The following is a 15,610-nucleotide window of genomic DNA, read 5'->3' as shown; positions in this document are numbered from 1 at the left end:
ATGGCGGCCGAAAAACAAGTCAAGACGACCGGCCTGCTGGGCTGGATCGACGCCCGCTTCCCCGCAACCCAACTGTGGGAAGACCACCTCTCAAAGTACTACGCGCCGAAGAACTTCAACTTCTGGTATTTCTTCGGTTCGCTGGCGCTGCTGGTGCTGGTGATCCAGATCGTCACCGGCATCTTCCTGGTGATGAACTACAAGCCCGACGCCACGCTGAACGCCGCCGGCATTCCCGTGGCCTTCGCCAGCGTGGAATACATCATGCGCGAAGTCCCCTGGGGCTGGCTGGTGCGCTACATGCACTCGACCGGCGCCTCGGCCTTCTTCGTCGTGGTCTACCTGCATATGTTCCGGGGCCTGCTGTACGGTTCGTACCGCAAGCCGCGCGAGCTGGTCTGGATCTTCGGCTGCCTGATCTTCCTGTGCCTGATGGCGGAAGCCTTCATGGGCTACCTGCTGCCATGGGGCCAGATGTCGTACTGGGGCGCCCAGGTGATCGTGAACCTGTTCTCGGCGATTCCCGTGATCGGCCAGGACCTGTCGCTGTTCATCCGTGGTGACTACGTGGTGAGCGATGCAACGCTGAACCGCTTCTTCTCGTTCCACGTCATCGCCGTGCCGCTGGTGCTGCTGGGCCTGGTCATTGCCCACATCATCGCGCTGCACGAAGTCGGTTCGAACAACCCGGACGGCGTCGAGATCAAGGCCAAGAAGGATGAGAAGGGCATCCCGCTGGACGGCATCCCGTTCCACCCCTACTACTCGGTGCACGACACGCTGGGCGTTGCCGGCTTCCTGCTGCTCTTCTCGGCCGTGATCTTCTTCTTCCCGGAAGTGGGCGGCTATTTCCTGGAACACAACAACTTCTTCCCGGCTGACCCGCTGAAGACCCCGCCGCATATCGCGCCGGTGTGGTACTTCACGCCGTTCTACTCGATGCTGCGCGCCACCACGTCGAACTTCCTGCCGATCCTGTGGGTGTTCTTCGCGCTGCTGCTCGGCATGGTGTTCCTGCGCAGCAAGGACGCACGCATCAAGGTCGGCGCGATCGCCATCGCGGTGATCCTGGCCGTGGGCTTCTACTTCATCGACGCCAAGTTCTGGGGCGTGCTGGTGATGGGCGGCTCGGTGGTGATCCTGTTCTTCCTGCCGTGGCTGGACTGCTCGCCGGTCAAGTCCATCCGCTATCGTCCTGCCTTCCACAAGACCATCCTGACCGTCTTCGTGGTGGTGTTCCTGGTGCTCGGCTATCTTGGCGTGCAACCGCCGTCGCCGGTCGGTGAGAAGGTGTCGCAGCTCGGTACGCTGCTGTACTTTGCCTTCTTCCTGACCATGCCGCTGTGGAGCCGTGTCGGCGAGTTCAAGCCGGTCCCGGAGCGTGTCACGTTCCACCCGCACTGAGCGAAGCGAACCCCGACAAGAGCACAAGGACACAAGATGAAAAAGCTGCTTTCGATCCTCGCGCTGGCCGGCGCCTGCTTTGCCGGCGCGCCTGCCATGGCATCCGAGGGGGGCTTCCCCCTTGAGCCGGCACCGGTGAACACTGCTGACCTGTCGTCGCTGCAGCGCGGCGCCAAGGTGTTCGTCAACTACTGCCTGAACTGTCACGGCGCATCGATGATGCGTTACAACCGGCTCAAGGACATCGGCCTGACCGACGACCAGATCCGCGAAAACCTGCTGTTCAGCGCGGACAAGGTCGGCGAGACCATGACCATCGCCATGCAGCCGAAGGAAGCCAAGGCCTTCTTCGGTGCGCAGCCGCCGGACCTGTCGGTGATCGCCCGCGCCCGCGGCGACGACTGGCTCTACACCTACCTGCGCACGTTCTACCGTGACGACAGCCGCGCCACCGGCTGGAACAACCTGGTGTTCCCGAGCGTCGGCATGCCGCACGTGCTGTGGGAACTGCAGGGCCAGCGCGCCGCCAAGTTCACGGAAGTGGAAGAGCACGGCGAGAAGGTGCACAAGTTCGCCGGCTTCGAGCAATTGAGCCAGGGCAAGCTGAGCAAGGTCGAGTACGACCAGGCCACCGCCGACCTGGTCGGCTTCCTGGACTGGATGGCCGAGCCCGCGCAGAACCACCGCAAGCGCCTGGGCGTCTGGGTGCTGCTGTTTCTGGGCGTGTTCACCGTCTTTGCCTGGCGCCTCAACGCCGCGTACTGGAAAGACGTGAAGTAAGGCATGCCAGGGGCCCGAATCCGGGCCAGGACAGGACAAAGGCCAGGGGTGGCCGCTGCGAAAGCAGCACCGCCCCTGGCCTTTTCTCTTGGAAAGCCTGCAGAAGCGCACCAGTAAAGTGCGCTATTTGCCACTAATTTGCTTTCTGGTGGCCGACTTTGGCAGAATGTCAGACCTTACTGTCCGACCCTGCTTCGGCTAAGCCCAAGGAATCCAACCATGATGGTGTTGTATTCGGGTACGACTTGCCCGTTTTCCCAACGTTGCCGCCTTGTCCTGTTTGAAAAGGGCATGGATTTTGAAATCCGCGACGTCGACCTGTTCAACAAGCCCGAAGATATTTCGGTGATGAACCCGTACGGCCAGGTCCCCATCCTGGTCGAGCGCGACCTCATTCTGTATGAGTCGAACATCATCAACGAATACATCGATGAGCGCTTCCCGCACCCGCAGCTGATGCCGGCTGACCCGGTGCAGCGTGCCCGCGCCCGCCTGTTCCTGTTCAACTTCGAAAAGGAACTGTTCACCCACGTCTACACGCTGGAAAACGAAAAGGGCAAGGCCGCGGAGAAGAACCACGAACGCGCCCGCGCCGCGATCCGCGACCGCCTGACGCAGCTTGCGCCGATCTTCGTCAAGAACAAGTACATGCTGGGCGAAGAGTTCTCGATGCTCGACGTCGCCATCGCGCCGCTGCTGTGGCGCCTGGACCACTACGGCATTGAGCTGTCGAAGAACGCCGCGCCGCTGCTGAAGTATGCTGAACGCATTTTCAGCCGTCCCGCGTACATCGAAGCGCTCACCCCGTCCGAGAAGGTGATGCGCCGCTAACCGGCACCGGCCCGAAAGCATCCGCCCTCGGGCCACCACGGCGCCATTGGAAGCACAATGCCTGAAACCTCCACCAAGCCCTACCTGATCCGCGCCATCTATGAATGGTGCACGGACAACGGCTTCACGCCGTACATCGCCGTCTTCGTCGACGCCAACACCAGCGTGCCGCGCGAGTTCGTCAAGAACAACGAGATCGTGCTCAACGTCAGCTTCGACGCCACCAGCGGCCTGGATATGGGCAACGAGTGGATCGCCTTCAGCGCACGCTTCGGCGGCGTTTCGCGCAAGATCGACGTCCCTGTCGAGAACGTGCTGGCCATCTACGCCCGTGAGAACGGGCAGGGCATGGCCTTCCCGGTCGAACGCAGCCTGCCGGAAACCCAGGCCGCCACCGAGCGCGAAAACAACCCGCCGCCCAAGCTGGCCCCGGTGGAAGCCGAGACCTCGGCAAGCACCGCTGACACCGGCCCCGGCGACGACGACACGCCGCCCCCGGTGCCCCGCATCGGCAGCAAGAAGCCCGCACTGAAAGTGGTGAAGTAAGCCACCCCAAAGCGGACCGCAATGCAGTAGAATCGCGGTCTGCACCAGACATGCCGGCTTAGCTCATCAGGTAGAGCAGTTGATTTGTAATCATCAGGTGGCGGGTTCGAGTCCTGCAGCCGGCACCAGAATTTGAAAACGGGCTACGCAATCTTGCGTAGCCCGTTTTGCTTTTGGCGTGATCTTGCACGAACGACTGAGCATTTCACTTCCCCTATTTCTGACGTTGGAAGAAAGCGATGCGGAGCAGGGCGGTCTGCCACCACAGTTTGCCCGGCGTCGAGAAATGACTTGTTTGCATAGTCATTTTGGCGTAAATTCCTGACTGGTAGCAATGACTGGGAGGCAATCCATGCCCGGCAACCAGATTTCCAAGACCGAGTTCAAGGCGCGCGCGCTCGAGTATTTCCGCCAGATCGAAGCCTCGGGCGATCCGGTCATTGTCACGGACCACGGCAAGCCCACACTCGAAGTGCGTCCCTATCGCGGGCTGGAGCGTGACCCCCTTCAGGTGTTGCGCGGCACCGTGCTGCGCTACGATGCACCAACGGAGCCAGTGGACGTTGAGTGGGAGGCCGGGCAGTGATCGTGCTGGATACCCATGCCTTGGTCTGGTGGGCAACTGGGAGCGACGAACTGAGCGACCCCGCGCGGGCGGCGATTGATCGCGAGCTACAGGATGGCCAGATTATCGTGTCGGCCATCTCCGCGTGGGAAGTCGCCATGCTGGTCGAGCGCGAGCGCCTGGTACTGGCCATGGACGTCGACACTTGGCTGGCGACGATCGCTGACATCGATGCGATCAGCTTTGTCCCCGTCGATACCGAGATTGCAACCAAATCGGTCCACCTGCCGGGGGACTTTCACAAGGATCCCGCGGATCGCATGATCGTTGCTACGGCGCGCAAGCTGGCCGTGCCGCTTGTTACCCGCGACGAGAAAATCCGCGCGTACTCGCACGTGAAGACAATCTGGTAGAAGACACCTCTAGGATCGCATAGACGGCGAGATACCATCTCGAATGCAACGCCATTGGACGGAGCTGAGCGCCCAGCTAGGCCGCCCCGAAACGCCAAGTTCCTTGCCGCTCGCTGCACGGAATTCCAGTGGGCCAACAAGCTACTGCTGCAGGCGCCCAACCGCGTCCCGCAGCTTCCCAACAAACCGCGACCCATCCCCAAACGTCATCACCAACTGCCGCGTAGCCCGCGTCATTGCCACATACATCAGCCGCGCTTCGTCTTCATCCGCCTCATCATGCTTATGCGGCATCCCCGTGGCCGGAATGCACACCAGCGGAAACTCAAGCCCCTTGCTGCTATGCATGGTGATCACCTTGACGCTGTCCGCGCCGGGCGTAAATCGCTTGGTGACTTGGGGGCATTCGAATGGAATACCCTTCCGGGTCAGCGCACTAGTGACGTGCCCGACCGTATCCCAATGGCGATAGAGCACTGCCATCTCTGACCAGGGCGTGCCTGCCCGGTTCTCGTCGGTCAGGATCTGCGCAATGCGCTCAGCTTCCGCCTCTACGTTTGGCAATTCGATCAGCAGCGGTTTGTTGCCGCGGCGCCCGGCACCGACAGGTTGCACGGTAGGCGCTTCGTCTTCGGCTGCCTCAGTCGGCCGCAGCAACTCATCCGCAAAACTACGCGCAACGGCCAATATCTCCTGCGTATTGCGGTAGTTCAGCTTGAGGATGGTCGTACGGCCCCGGGCCTGGATACCCACACTGGCAAAGGTCATCCCGCGCTTCCTGGCGCCGCCATAAATGGACTGCGCGTCATCGTAGAGCACCAGCAGCGAATTGCTCTCGGGATTCACCATCTGCACGACCAGCTTGAACCACTCCGGCCGGAAGTCATGCCCCTCATCGATCAGCACAGCGTCGTACTGGCCGGCCGGGATCGCTTTCCGGTCCACGCCCTGGATGACCCGATTCACCATTTCCTCAAACAGCGCATCGCTGGGGCGCCCCTTCGGCCGGTCAATGTTGTAAGTCTCTAGTTGCCGCGAGCACCACGCGTGGAAGTTATAGACGTGGACCTTCTCTTCGATGCCTTTCTCGATCATCGTCGCCGCCAGCTTGGCCGCGAGGGTCTTGTTGTAGCAAAGCACGAGAACTGGCCGTGTGACGATCTTTGCCAGATGCTCAGCCCGGTAGCCGAGGATCATCGTCTTGCCAGAGCCGGCGACGCCATGAATGACCCGGTGGCCTTCGCCGAGACTGCGTGCCAGCTGCTCCTGCTGGAGATCCATGACGCGAAGGATGTCAGGCATATCCAGCGGCTCAGCGGCATCCTCCGGAAAGAGCGCGCGTTGCTCCGGCATGCGGATCTGCGGGAACAGGTGCCAGCGGATCCGCTCGATCTGCGGCAGGGAAAGCTTGAAGGTGAACTTGACCGGGAACATCTCCCACAGGCGCTGCTGGAAGTGTTCTGCGTCGACCGTCTCGTACATCTCGTCCTGGCAGATCACCAGGTGCGGCGGCAGGACGTCACCGAGGTTGGTCTTGTCGAACTGGGCACGCGTGATGTTGGACAGGACGACGCCGCAGCCGTAGGGAAAGAAGGGTTTGCCTTTCAGTGAGCCGCTGGGCCAGACCAGTTGCGGATCACGCTGCAGCAGGTTGGTGACATAGAACATGTACTGCCGGGCTTGCTCAAGGGGGGTCATCTCCCGCACCTGCCCGCGATCCGTCAGCAGCGTGACATCGCGCTGGTCGATCTCCCGGATGGTATCCAGCCGCCAGTCCTTGACCTCCAGCACCAGCAGACCCCGGCTGGGATGGAAGACGATGAAATCCGGATGCCTGGTCTTCTCTCCGATGGCGACGTCATACCAGCACAGGTAGTCGTCCTCCAGCTTTGTCTCCAGACGCTCGGCGAAGCGTCTCTCTCCACTGGTCATGCGCGAAGTGACCGAACCCAGCGCGGGAATCAGCGTGGCCATGCGTTGTTGCTCTTCTTATTGCCCGTTCAGGAGCTGCGCTGACCACGGTTGGTGCCGCGGACCCGGTGCGACGGCGGTCAGGCAGGTTTGTTATGGGGCAATTGTAGGCACAAAACGGTAACGGTGGCTATTTCGGTAGTTTTGGTGATTTGCTGGTTGGCGACACTGGCGACACTGGCGAGCCGGCGGCTCCGGGGGGCTGCCAAGCGGTCTGCGCCTGCTTTCCGGCGATCCGCGCCGCCGATCCGTCGATTCCCGCCACCCCCATGTCAGAGCCCGGATCGCAGTGGTAACCTCCCGCTATCTCCGCCCCCAGCCACCCGCCCGTGCACTCCCCAGACTCCCGCATCTGGCGATCCGCCCCAGAGCAGCGCGCCTACGAAGACGCCCGCCGCCGCGTGCGCGCGCTGCGCTTCTTCTATATGCACGCCATGGTCTACGTGGCGGTCAATGCATTGCTGATCGGCTTCCATCTGGTGGGATCGCCGCATCGGCCGTGGTCCGGTGGGCCGCTCATGGGCTGGGGCATCGGCCTGGCGATTCACGGCGTGATGACCTGGGGGCGCGTCGGCCTGCTCGGGCGGCAGTGGGAAGAACGTAAGATCGCGCAATACATGGCGCAGGAACAGGTGCGCACGCTGTCGACGGAGAAGCAGCTGGTCGAAGCCCGCATGCGCCTGCTACAGGCCCAGATCGAACCGCACTTCCTGTTCAACACGCTGGCCAACGTGGTCAGCCTGATCGAGCCAGCGCCGCAGAAGGCCACGCTCATGCTGGAGCATTTCATCGCCTACCTGCGTGCATCGCTTGCAGCCAGCCGCGCCACGCAAGGCACGGTGGCGCAGGAGGCGAAGCTGCTGCGAGACTATCTGGCGCTGATCCGCATCCGCATGGGGGACCGGCTGCACTACTCGGTCGATGTCGAACCCGAACTCGAATCGATGCCGCTGGCGCCGATGCTGCTGCAGCCCGTGGTCGAGAATGCGATCAAGCATGGGCTGGAGCCCAAGATCGAAGGCGGGCGGCTGCTGGTCCGGCTTGAGCGGCGCGGCCCGCGCATGCTCGCAACCATCGAGGACGATGGCATGGGCTTTCGCCCCTCGGCCGGCGCCGGCGTCGGGCTTTCGAACCTGCGTGAACGGCTGGCTGTGCTCTATGACGGTGACGCCCACGTACGCATTGAAGAACGCTCGCCCGGCACCGCCGTGCTGATTGAAATCCCGCTGCCGCGTGCATCCTGAAACGGAGACGCCCTATGACGCCCACCGCCCTGATTGCCGACGATGAAGAGCACCTGCGCGCATATCTGCGCGGCAAGCTGGAACGCCTTTGGCCGGAACTGCAGATCGTTGCCGAGGCGACCAACGGCATCGAAGCTGCCGACGCCATCGCACGGTTGTCGCCGAGCGTAGCCTTCCTCGACATCAAGATGCCCGGCCTGTCCGGCCTGGAGGTGGCGCAAGGGATTGAAACCGATACGCGGCTGGTGTTCATCACGGCCTATGACGAATTCGCGCTCGATGCGTTCGAGCGCGCGGCAGTTGACTACCTGGTCAAGCCGGTCAGCGAGGAACGGCTCGGCCGCACCATCGAGCGGCTGCGCAAGGCGTTGCAGGAAGCGGCGCCTTTGCCGGAACTGGCACAGCTACTGAACCAGCTCACGCGCGCCCAGCCGCGCGCGGAAACCGGTGGCCAGTTGCGCTGGGTACGCGCCAGCCGTGGCAATACCACCAGCCACGTGCCGATCCAGGAGGTGATGTATTTCCAGAGCGACGACAAGTATGTGGTCGTGCATACCCGCGATGGCGAACACCTGATCCGCACACCGCTGGCGGAGTTGATTGCCGGCCTCGATCCCGAGGTGTTCTGGCAGATCCACCGCTCGTCCATCGTCAACATGGAAAACGTGGCCGGCACGCGCCGCGATGAGTCGGGACGGCTTTTTGTCCGGATGCGCGACAGCGAAGCCGAACTGCCGGTATCGCGCGCCTACATGCATCGTTTCCGGCAGATGTAAGGCAGCCAGCGGCGCCACTGCGCCGCCGGCTGAGGGATTCACTGGCGATCCATGAATTCCTGGATCTTGCGCTGTTCCCAGTCACGTCCGCGGCGTGACAGCCGCGTCCAGACCAGCAACCCATGCACCGCCAGCGCCAGGCCCCAGGCCAGGGTGGTGGTCAGCGGCCACGGCCAGCCGGTGCTGGCATAGTGCGACCACCGCGGCGAGGGAAAGTAGAAAAAGCGGAACCACAGCCAGCCATTGACGACAGCGTAGACCAGCAGGTGGATGTACCAGCCGCGCAGGGCACGCACCATGCGGCGCGCGCGCCAGTAGGCCATGGCGTTGGGGTCGTCGTTGGGCGGGAGGGCGTGGTGCATGGGATACCTCGTGATCAAGATGGTTGGCTTGCCTCAGGTATAGGCCACTGCAAAGCGCCTCTCCAGGCCCATGGGCCGAATCGACGGATTTCGTTCGCCGGTGTGCGCCCGGATAGTGCGAATGTCGGCGGGTCCGACACCTCCATGACCCCCGGCATCCTGCGACCTGATCAGCTTTTCGCCCCGCCGCCGGGAATACCCGCATAGGAAAAGCCCAGTCCTTCACCATAATCATAGTAATTATGATCATAAATACGAAGCGATGGACTCCAAGCCCACTCCTCAGATAGAGGGCAGCAGACGCGTGAAGCGTTCGGACCAGGTAGTCAACGATATCAAGCGCTGGATCGTGCAGACGCACCAGAAGGTCGGAGACAAGCTGCCGCAGGAAGCAGCGTTGATCGAACAGATGGGCGTCGCACGCGGGACGGTGCGTGAGGCGCTTGCCTCGCTGCAGGCGCAGGGGCTGGTCAAGGTCAGCACGGGGCCGAACGGCGGTGCCACTCTGACGCAGCCGCCTTATGAGCGATGCCTGGAGGCAGTGTCCAACTTCCTGTACTTCCAGTCGGTCGACATCGTCACGCTGTACGCCCTGCGCCGCGCGGTTGAGCCGGAGCTGGCAGCCAACGCCGCCTTGCGCCTGACCGATGCCGATATCGCCGATCTGGAAGCCCTGGTCGGGCTGAGCCACCCGGAACATGGCGGCAGCACGGACTGGAACGAGCGGCGCGAAGCCGACCTGCTGTTCCACGACCGCCTGGCCGACGCCTGCAGCAGCCCGATGCTGGCGTTGTTCTGCCGCCTGCTCAACGACATCATCCGCCGCGTCATCGTGGTACGGAATGCGCAGGAGGATTTCGACGACTTTGATGAAGAGATCTTCCACAGCCACAACGCGCTGATCGAAGCCTTCCGGTCGCGCGACCCGGAGCGTGCGCGTGCCCTGATGCAGGAGCACATGGAGCATGCCGAATCCCTGGCCCTGGAGGCCGAATCCCGGGTGGACCGCGGGAGCTTGCTGATGAGCCCGGTCGACTGATCCCCTGACGCGCTAGCGTCCCCCCCCCTTTTTTCTGCACACCCAACCGCCATCGTCGCATCCGACACGGCGGGTGGGATTCCTATTGCCTGAATCCTGGGAGCCTTGACGTGAAACCTGCTGAATTGCTTTGGCGCTGGAGCGCTGTCGATATTGCCGATGCCGTGCGGCGGCGCGAGATTTCCTGCCGCGAGGTCACGGCCAGCGTGCTGGCCCGCATCGACGCCCTTAACCCTCGTCTGAATGCGTTGCCGGAGGTGCTGGCAGAAGAGGCGCTGGCCAGCGCGGATGTTGCAGACCGCCAGGTCGCCGAGGGCGCAGAACTGGGGCCGCTCCATGGCGTGCCGGTCACGATCAAGATCAATGTCGACCAGGCGGGCCATGCCACCACCAACGGCGTGATCCCGCTGAAGCACAACATCGCGCGTGAGGATGCCCCCGTGGTCGCAAACCTGCGCAGTGCCGGGGCCATCATCGTCGGACGCAGCAATACAGCTACCTATTCCTCGCGCTGGTTTACCGACAACGGCCTGCATGGGCGCACGCTGAACCCGTGGGATGCGGATATCACGCCCGGTGGGTCCAGCGGCGGTGCCGCGTCCGCGGTCGCTTCCGGCATGGGAGCGCTGGCGCATGGCAATGATATCGGCGGCTCCATTCGCTATCCGGCCTATGCCTGCGGTGTCGTCGGCTTGCGGCCGACGACGGGGCGGGTGCCCGCGTACAACCCGTCGGCCACTGCCGAGCGCAGCATCACGCCACAACTCATGTCCGTGCAGGGGCCGCTTGCGCGCAGCATTGCCGACCTGCGGCTCGGCTACCACGCCATGGCCCGTTATGACGGGCGCGACCCGGCATGGGTGCCGGTGCCGCTGGAACTGCCGTTGCCGCCGGGACCGATACGCGTCGCGCTGTTCCGGCGTTGTCCGGGCACTCCCGTCGATCCCGCGGTCAGCGCAGCGCTGGACAGTGCCGCGCAATGGCTGCAGCAAGCGGGCTACGCCGTCGAGGAAGCCAGCCTGCCTGATTTCATGGAAGCGGCAGCGCTCTGGCGCACGCTGACGGTCGACGACAGCCGCCGCAACATCATCGCAGGCGTTGACCAGCATGGCGACGAGGCCATGCGGCAAAGCCAGCGCAACATGCTGGACGGGATGCAGGAAACCGATCGCGATGGCTTTCTGGATGCCCTGGCGCGGCGCCAGGCGATCGCACGAAGCTGGTCGCTGTTCATGCAAACCTATCCGCTGGTGCTGATGCCGGTGTCGTGGCAGCGCCCGAGCGTGCAAGACGCGGATATCCGCACGCCAGAAGAGAACCGGGCCTTGCTGGACGCACAGAGCCCCATGCTGGCAACGGCGATGCTCGGCATGCCGGGGCTGTCCGTGCCGACGGGCATGGCCGGCGGCGTGCCGGTCGGCGTGCAGCTGATGGCATGGCGCTTCCGGGAAGACCTGTTGCTGCGCGCCGGCCAGGCCATTGAAGACGCGACGCGTTTTACCCCTTTCACCGACGTGCAAACCGGCATCTAGTCCCAGGAGCTTCCCATGAACGAACGCAAACCTGCTTACGCCCCGCGGCTGTCGCGCCGCGCCATGCTGGCCGGCACCGCCGCCGCCCTGTGTACCGGTGGCCTGCTCTCCAGGACCGCATGGGGGCAGACCGTATCGCGCATCATCGTGCCGTTCCCGCCGGGAGGGCCGGCCGATTACATGGGCCGCCTGCTGTCCGAGAAGCTGAAAGACACAATGGGCCGCACCGTCATCGTCGACAACCGGCCCGGTGCCGGGACGCGCGTGGCGGCCGAATTCCTGAAGAACGCGCCGGCCGACGGCACCACCGTGCTGCTGGCCCCCGTCGATCCAATGTTCATCGGGCCGCTGATCTACAGCAATATGCGCTTCAACCCCGCCACCGATTTCACGGCGATCACCGATGTGACGGGCGTCCAGTTCGGTATCGCGGTCAGCGCCAGCTCACCCATCAAGACACTGGCCGACTTCGTCAAGGCCGCCAGGGCCAAGCCGGCTGACTATTCGATCGGCATCAGCACGGTTGGCTCGCTGCTGCATTTCCTTGCCGTGGAGTTCGTCAGCCAGTCCCGCACCGGCAGTACGCTGGTGCCGTATCGCGGTGGCGCGGCGATGGTGACGGAAATAATGGGTAACCAGGTCGCGGCGGGCATGGACGCCATTACGACCTTCACCGAGCTGCATCGCGGCGGCAAGCTTCGCGTGCTGGCCGTGGCAGGGGAAAAGCGCGCCGATGCCTTGCCGGATGTGCCTACCTTTGCGGAGTCTGGCTTTCCCAACCTGGTGACGTCGTCGCGCTATCTGCTTTACGTCCGCGCCAACACGCCGCCCGACGTGACAACGCAGTGGTATCAGGCCGTGCGCAAGGTGCTGGCCATGCCGGATGTGCGCGAGAAGCTGGCGCGCGCTGGCTATGACATCTTGCCGGGCGGCACTTCTGATGAGGTTGCCAGGTATGCGAGCGCGCTCTCGGCACGGTGGACCCCGGTGATCAAGGCGTCGGGTTTCAAGGGGGATTGAGCGGAATTCCGTGCCGCAGCCAGACTCGGCTGGAGACGATTTCTATTTGTGTTAGCTTGCTGGAGAATTCCCGCGGCACCCTCCTCCTGTAGGGTGCCGCCTTGTATTAAGCATGTCCGCCCCAGTGTCGTAATTAGCCTCAGAAGACAACCCGGCCGGCGCCAAGGGAAAGTGCCAATGGCGCCGCATCGTGCCGACTGGCGCAATTGCTGTGGGGCGCAGCCACACAGGCTGCGAGCCATACACCCGAGGGTTCCAGCCATGACCGCCTTCTCTTTCCGCGCCCGCCGCCTGTGGCTCGCCACAGGCTTTAGCCTGGCACTCTCCGCCTGCGCCCCAATGATCGCGACCACCCCGGCAACGGTGGAGCTCATGCAGCCAGCCGCCACGGCCAAGCGCGTTCAGCTTCTGGCGCCGGCACAGGTCAAGCTCGACACCGGCTATTCCCGAGACCTCGCTGCCAAGTCGACCTGGTCGCAGGTCGGGCGCCTCCCGCAAGGCGATGTCTACCGCCCCGTCGGCACCATTCTCACAATCGAGGGCCGCCATGTTCACGAGGCCTACCTGGTCGTTCGCAACAAGACGCTGGTGGGCTTCTATCTGCCTGGGGAGCAGAACTACTCCCCGCTAACGACAGCAGTACCTTTGAACTTGGGAGAATCGGAATGAAACGGATTGCGCGCATGCTGATCGCCGGACTGGCGGTGTCGTCGCTGCTGGCGGGATGCGCTTCGGGCGTGAAGCACGCCGAGATGGCGGCATCGATGCCCACGCTGAAGCCGGGCGAGGGCCGGATCTATTTCCTGCGTTCGGCGTCGATGTTCGGGGCGGCCATCCAGCCAGATATTCGCCTGAATAGCCAGGTCGTGGGCGAATCCAAGCCCGGCGGTTTCTTCTTCGTGGACCGCACGGCTGGCAAGTATGTCGCGGCGGCTTCGACCGAAACCGAGAAGACGCTCAGCTTCATGCTGGATGCCGGCGAGACGAAGTACGTGCGCAGCTCCCCGTCGCTGGGGCTGATGGTGGGCCGCGTGGTGCTGGAGCTGGAAACGCCTGAGAAGGCGAAGGAAGAGCTGGCGTCGCTGAGCTATACCGGTGATCAGGTGAAGGCTGCGGCAAAGTAAGCATTACAAGCTTGCTCAGGTTGACGACGCAATGCGTCGTCAACCGAAGGCGTCCGGATCAAGCGGCTGAATCCTCTGCCAACAAACTCTCCAGCTGCGCCTTCACCAACCCCAACAAACAAAACGCACTAAAGCAGGCCTCCGACTGCTCGCTATGCTGTTCCAGCAGCACAAGCACCCCTTCCATACCTGTTGCCACCGTCTCAAGACTGTACCGCGCCGTGGATAGATCGACTTCCGACATAGGACCTCCTACCGTTGGATGAAGGTCCGCCGCGCGACATAAGAGGAGGGCGGCGGGCCTGACAGCGAGGGTGGAAAACCGGTGCCAAAGCCAATGCCGGTCAGCCTTGCGGCTACCTCGCCCGGCCCGCCATTGCAGGATGGCTTGCTCGTATGGGCGGGACCGATCGTCAAGTACGACCGGTCCGGCTTTGGCCTTCGAGTTTCCACACTCGGTCACCGTTGTTCGATGACAGCCCCAGTCTCCCGCGTCGTGGCGCTCGACTCGATAAGACACTTCGCATTCCAATACGGACGCCGCATCCTGCCCGACCTCCGCCCGCCAGCAAATAGCCAAACGCCTAAACCACCCTCAATCCACCAGCGTCACCAATGCCTCCCGAGCCTCCCGACGCAGCTTCTCCAGATCCAGTCCCACGATCGCGCCATCGCGCACGACCTGACGCCCGCGCACCAGCACGTCCCGCACCGGCGTAGGCTCGCCAGCCGCCACCGGTGCCGTGCCGATGTCGTGGAAGCCATGGAACCGCAGCCCGCTGACGTCATAGATCGCGAGGTCGGCCGACTGCCCCGTCGCGAGCGTGCCGATCCCTGGCAGCCCCAGGACCTGCGCACCGGCTGCGGTGCCCCAGTGGATGACCTCTTCCACGCGGGTTTGCGCGGCCCCGCCCAGCGCCCGGTGCACCAGCCACGCGAAGTTGGCTTCATGCACCATGCTGCCCGACTCGTTGGATGCCACCCCATCCACGCCCAGTGAGATCGGCACGCCCGCATCGGCCATCGCGCGCACTGGCGCAATACCGCTGCCGAGCCGCGCATTGCTGACGGGGCAGTGCGCCATGCCGGTGTTGGTCACGGCGAGCATGCGGATCTCTTCGGGATTCACGGTGACCAGGTGCGCGAACCAGACGTCAGGCCCCAGCCAGTCGTGGTCGGCCACGAACTGCACCGGCGTGCACTGGTACTTCTCGCGGCAGAACTTCACGTAGTTGTCGGTCTCCGACAGGTGCGAATGCAGCCGCAGGTCCATGCCGCGACCGAAGGCGGCCAGCTCGCGCAGCAGTGCCGGCGGCAGGGAGAAGGTCGGCGTGGTCGGCGCGACTACCACGCGCCGCAGGCCATCCGCGGAGGCATCGTGATAGCGGGCCTTCAGCCGTTCGATATCGGCCAGCATTTCGTCCAGCGTCTCGGGCACCAGCGCGGTGACGCGCATACCCGGATGATCTGAGGCTGACTGAATGGCACCACCGCGGCACAGCACCAGGCGCATGCCAAGCTCTTCCGCTACTTCGAACAGCACGTCGCCAGTCTCCGCGCCGTGGCCGTGGTGGTAGAGGTAGTGATGATCGGCGCATGTGGTGGTGCCGGACAGCAGCAGCTCGGCCATGCCCAGCCGCACGGCGGTGCGGAAGATCTCCGGCGTGAAGCGCGCCAGGCGCGGGTAGGCGACGGAGGCCAGCCATTGTTCCAGCCCCACGTTCATGCCGCTGGGTACGGCCTTGAGCAGGTTCTGGAACAGGTGGTGGTGGGTGTTGACCCAGCCTGGGTAGACCACGCAACCGGTGGCGTCGAGTGCCGCTTCGCCGTCGTGGCGCTGCAGGCTGGCGCCGATCTCGGCGATGCGGCCGTCGCGGATGCGGATGTCGGCGGCGCCCGCTCGCGCGTCATGGCCGGTGCGGCCGGTCATGACGGCAGCGGCGTTGCGGATCAGCAGGTCGCCGGCGGGCGCGTTGGTGGTGGCGTTGGTGTTCTGCACCATG

Annotated in this window: 17 protein-coding genes and 1 tRNA gene; 14 read left to right on the top strand and 4 right to left on the bottom strand. The window is 63.8% G+C overall.

Annotation, left to right across the window (positions count from 1 at the left end; genetic code table 11):
• From KB879_RS29300 to KB879_RS29270, 7 genes are all read left to right on the top strand, one after another.
• Positions 1–1,404 (top strand): cytochrome bc complex cytochrome b subunit, encoded by a 1,404-nt coding sequence (locus KB879_RS29300; RefSeq protein ID WP_013958188.1) that lies wholly within the window; start codon positions 1–3, stop codon positions 1,402–1,404.
• Between the two features lie 36 nt (positions 1,405–1,440).
• Positions 1,441–2,184, top strand: coding sequence for a cytochrome c1 (locus tag KB879_RS29295; RefSeq protein WP_013958187.1), 744 nt, complete (start codon positions 1,441–1,443; stop codon positions 2,182–2,184).
• Between the two features lie 219 nt (positions 2,185–2,403).
• Positions 2,404–3,015, top strand: coding sequence for a glutathione S-transferase N-terminal domain-containing protein (locus KB879_RS29290; RefSeq protein WP_010812311.1), 612 nt, complete (start codon positions 2,404–2,406; stop codon positions 3,013–3,015).
• Positions 3,016–3,072: 57 nt separating this feature from the next.
• A complete protein-coding gene (locus tag KB879_RS29285; RefSeq protein WP_013958186.1) occupies positions 3,073–3,561 on the top strand; it encodes a ClpXP protease specificity-enhancing factor in 489 nt (162 codons plus the stop codon).
• 52 nt (positions 3,562–3,613) lie between these two features.
• Positions 3,614–3,689 (top strand) — tRNA-Thr (locus KB879_RS29280).
• A 224-nt stretch (positions 3,690–3,913) separates the two neighbouring features.
• On the top strand, positions 3,914–4,147 hold the full coding sequence (locus KB879_RS29275; protein WP_013958166.1) for a type II toxin-antitoxin system Phd/YefM family antitoxin: 234 nt from the start codon (positions 3,914–3,916) through the stop codon (positions 4,145–4,147).
• A complete protein-coding gene (locus KB879_RS29270; RefSeq protein WP_013958165.1) occupies positions 4,144–4,539 on the top strand; it encodes a type II toxin-antitoxin system VapC family toxin in 396 nt (131 codons plus the stop codon). The genes KB879_RS29275 and KB879_RS29270 overlap by 4 nt, the downstream gene beginning before the upstream one ends.
• Positions 4,540–4,680: 141 nt before the next feature.
• Here the strand turns inward: KB879_RS29270 and KB879_RS29265 are convergent, their stop codons facing one another.
• A complete protein-coding gene (locus KB879_RS29265; protein WP_153955128.1) occupies positions 4,681–6,513 on the bottom strand; it encodes a DEAD/DEAH box helicase in 1,833 nt (610 codons plus the stop codon).
• 326 nt (positions 6,514–6,839) lie between these two features.
• Between KB879_RS29265 and KB879_RS29260 the strand changes: the two genes are divergently transcribed.
• On the top strand, positions 6,840–7,754 hold the full coding sequence (locus tag KB879_RS29260) for a sensor histidine kinase (RefSeq protein ID WP_211980362.1): 915 nt from the start codon (positions 6,840–6,842) through the stop codon (positions 7,752–7,754).
• Between the two features lie 14 nt (positions 7,755–7,768).
• Positions 7,769–8,530, top strand: a complete 762-nt coding sequence (locus KB879_RS29255) for a LytTR family DNA-binding domain-containing protein (protein ID WP_211980361.1) — start codon at positions 7,769–7,771, stop codon at positions 8,528–8,530.
• A 38-nt stretch (positions 8,531–8,568) separates the two neighbouring features.
• On the opposite strand, the gene KB879_RS29250 is transcribed toward KB879_RS29255, so the two are convergent.
• Positions 8,569–8,892, bottom strand: coding sequence for a 2TM domain-containing protein (locus KB879_RS29250; RefSeq protein ID WP_013958161.1), 324 nt, complete (start codon positions 8,890–8,892; stop codon positions 8,569–8,571).
• 304 nt (positions 8,893–9,196) lie between these two features.
• On the opposite strand from KB879_RS29250, the gene KB879_RS29245 reads away from it, so the two are divergent.
• The 5 genes from KB879_RS29245 to KB879_RS29225 all read left to right on the top strand — a co-directional run bounded on the left by KB879_RS29245 (position 9,197) and on the right by KB879_RS29225 (position 13,607).
• Positions 9,197–9,931, top strand: a complete 735-nt coding sequence (locus KB879_RS29245) for a FadR/GntR family transcriptional regulator (protein WP_249221208.1) — start codon at positions 9,197–9,199, stop codon at positions 9,929–9,931.
• Positions 9,932–10,041: 110 nt separating this feature from the next.
• Complete coding sequence (locus tag KB879_RS29240) at positions 10,042–11,463, top strand: amidase family protein (protein WP_211980359.1); 1,422 nt, start codon at positions 10,042–10,044, stop codon at positions 11,461–11,463.
• A gap of 15 nt (positions 11,464–11,478) precedes the next feature.
• The gene (locus tag KB879_RS29235; protein WP_153955132.1) at positions 11,479–12,483 is read left to right on the top strand and encodes a Bug family tripartite tricarboxylate transporter substrate binding protein; all 1,005 of its coding nucleotides are present in this window, start codon (positions 11,479–11,481) and stop codon (positions 12,481–12,483) included.
• A gap of 261 nt (positions 12,484–12,744) precedes the next feature.
• Entirely contained in the window at positions 12,745–13,152 is a 408-nt protein-coding gene (locus KB879_RS29230; protein WP_153955133.1) for a hypothetical protein, read from the top strand.
• Positions 13,149–13,607, top strand: a complete 459-nt coding sequence (locus tag KB879_RS29225) for a DUF2846 domain-containing protein (protein WP_013958156.1) — start codon at positions 13,149–13,151, stop codon at positions 13,605–13,607. The genes KB879_RS29230 and KB879_RS29225 overlap by 4 nt, the downstream gene beginning before the upstream one ends.
• Positions 13,608–13,665: 58 nt before the next feature.
• Here KB879_RS29225 and KB879_RS40480 read toward each other — a convergent pair whose 3' ends face one another.
• The gene (locus KB879_RS40480; protein ID WP_211980358.1) at positions 13,666–13,851 is read right to left on the bottom strand and encodes a DUF1484 family protein; all 186 of its coding nucleotides are present in this window, start codon (positions 13,849–13,851) and stop codon (positions 13,666–13,668) included.
• Between the two features lie 351 nt (positions 13,852–14,202).
• Positions 14,203–15,609, bottom strand: a complete 1,407-nt coding sequence (locus KB879_RS29215; protein WP_211980357.1) for an amidohydrolase family protein — start codon at positions 15,607–15,609, stop codon at positions 14,203–14,205.
• Position 15,610: the final 1 nt, after the last annotated feature.

Origin of the sequence: Cupriavidus sp. KK10 (genome assembly GCF_018223725.1) — a bacterium.
Taxonomy (GTDB): Bacteria; Pseudomonadota; Gammaproteobacteria; order Burkholderiales; family Burkholderiaceae; genus Cupriavidus; species Cupriavidus necator.
This window is presented reverse-complemented; position numbering and strand designations above follow the sequence as displayed.

Coding starts and splice junctions, on each gene's coding strand:
- KB879_RS29225 (WP_013958156.1), top strand. CDS start 13,149: ATGAAACGGATTGCGCGCATGCTGATCGCCGGACTGGCGGTGTCGTCG.
- KB879_RS29235 (WP_153955132.1), top strand. CDS start 11,479: ATGAACGAACGCAAACCTGCTTACGCCCCGCGGCTGTCGCGCCGCGCC.
- KB879_RS29275 (WP_013958166.1), top strand. CDS start 3,914: ATGCCCGGCAACCAGATTTCCAAGACCGAGTTCAAGGCGCGCGCGCTC.
- KB879_RS29265 (WP_153955128.1), bottom strand. CDS start 6,513: ATGGCCACGCTGATTCCCGCGCTGGGTTCGGTCACTTCGCGCATGACC.
- KB879_RS29250 (WP_013958161.1), bottom strand. CDS start 8,892: ATGCACCACGCCCTCCCGCCCAACGACGACCCCAACGCCATGGCCTAC.
- KB879_RS40480 (WP_211980358.1), bottom strand. CDS start 13,851: ATGTCGGAAGTCGATCTATCCACGGCGCGGTACAGTCTTGAGACGGTG.
- KB879_RS29285 (WP_013958186.1), top strand. CDS start 3,073: ATGCCTGAAACCTCCACCAAGCCCTACCTGATCCGCGCCATCTATGAA.
- KB879_RS29255 (WP_211980361.1), top strand. CDS start 7,769: ATGACGCCCACCGCCCTGATTGCCGACGATGAAGAGCACCTGCGCGCA.
- KB879_RS29230 (WP_153955133.1), top strand. CDS start 12,745: ATGACCGCCTTCTCTTTCCGCGCCCGCCGCCTGTGGCTCGCCACAGGC.
- KB879_RS29295 (WP_013958187.1), top strand. CDS start 1,441: ATGAAAAAGCTGCTTTCGATCCTCGCGCTGGCCGGCGCCTGCTTTGCC.
- KB879_RS29300 (WP_013958188.1), top strand. CDS start 1: ATGGCGGCCGAAAAACAAGTCAAGACGACCGGCCTGCTGGGCTGGATC.
- KB879_RS29215 (WP_211980357.1), bottom strand. CDS start 15,609: ATGGTGCAGAACACCAACGCCACCACCAACGCGCCCGCCGGCGACCTG.
- KB879_RS29290 (WP_010812311.1), top strand. CDS start 2,404: ATGATGGTGTTGTATTCGGGTACGACTTGCCCGTTTTCCCAACGTTGC.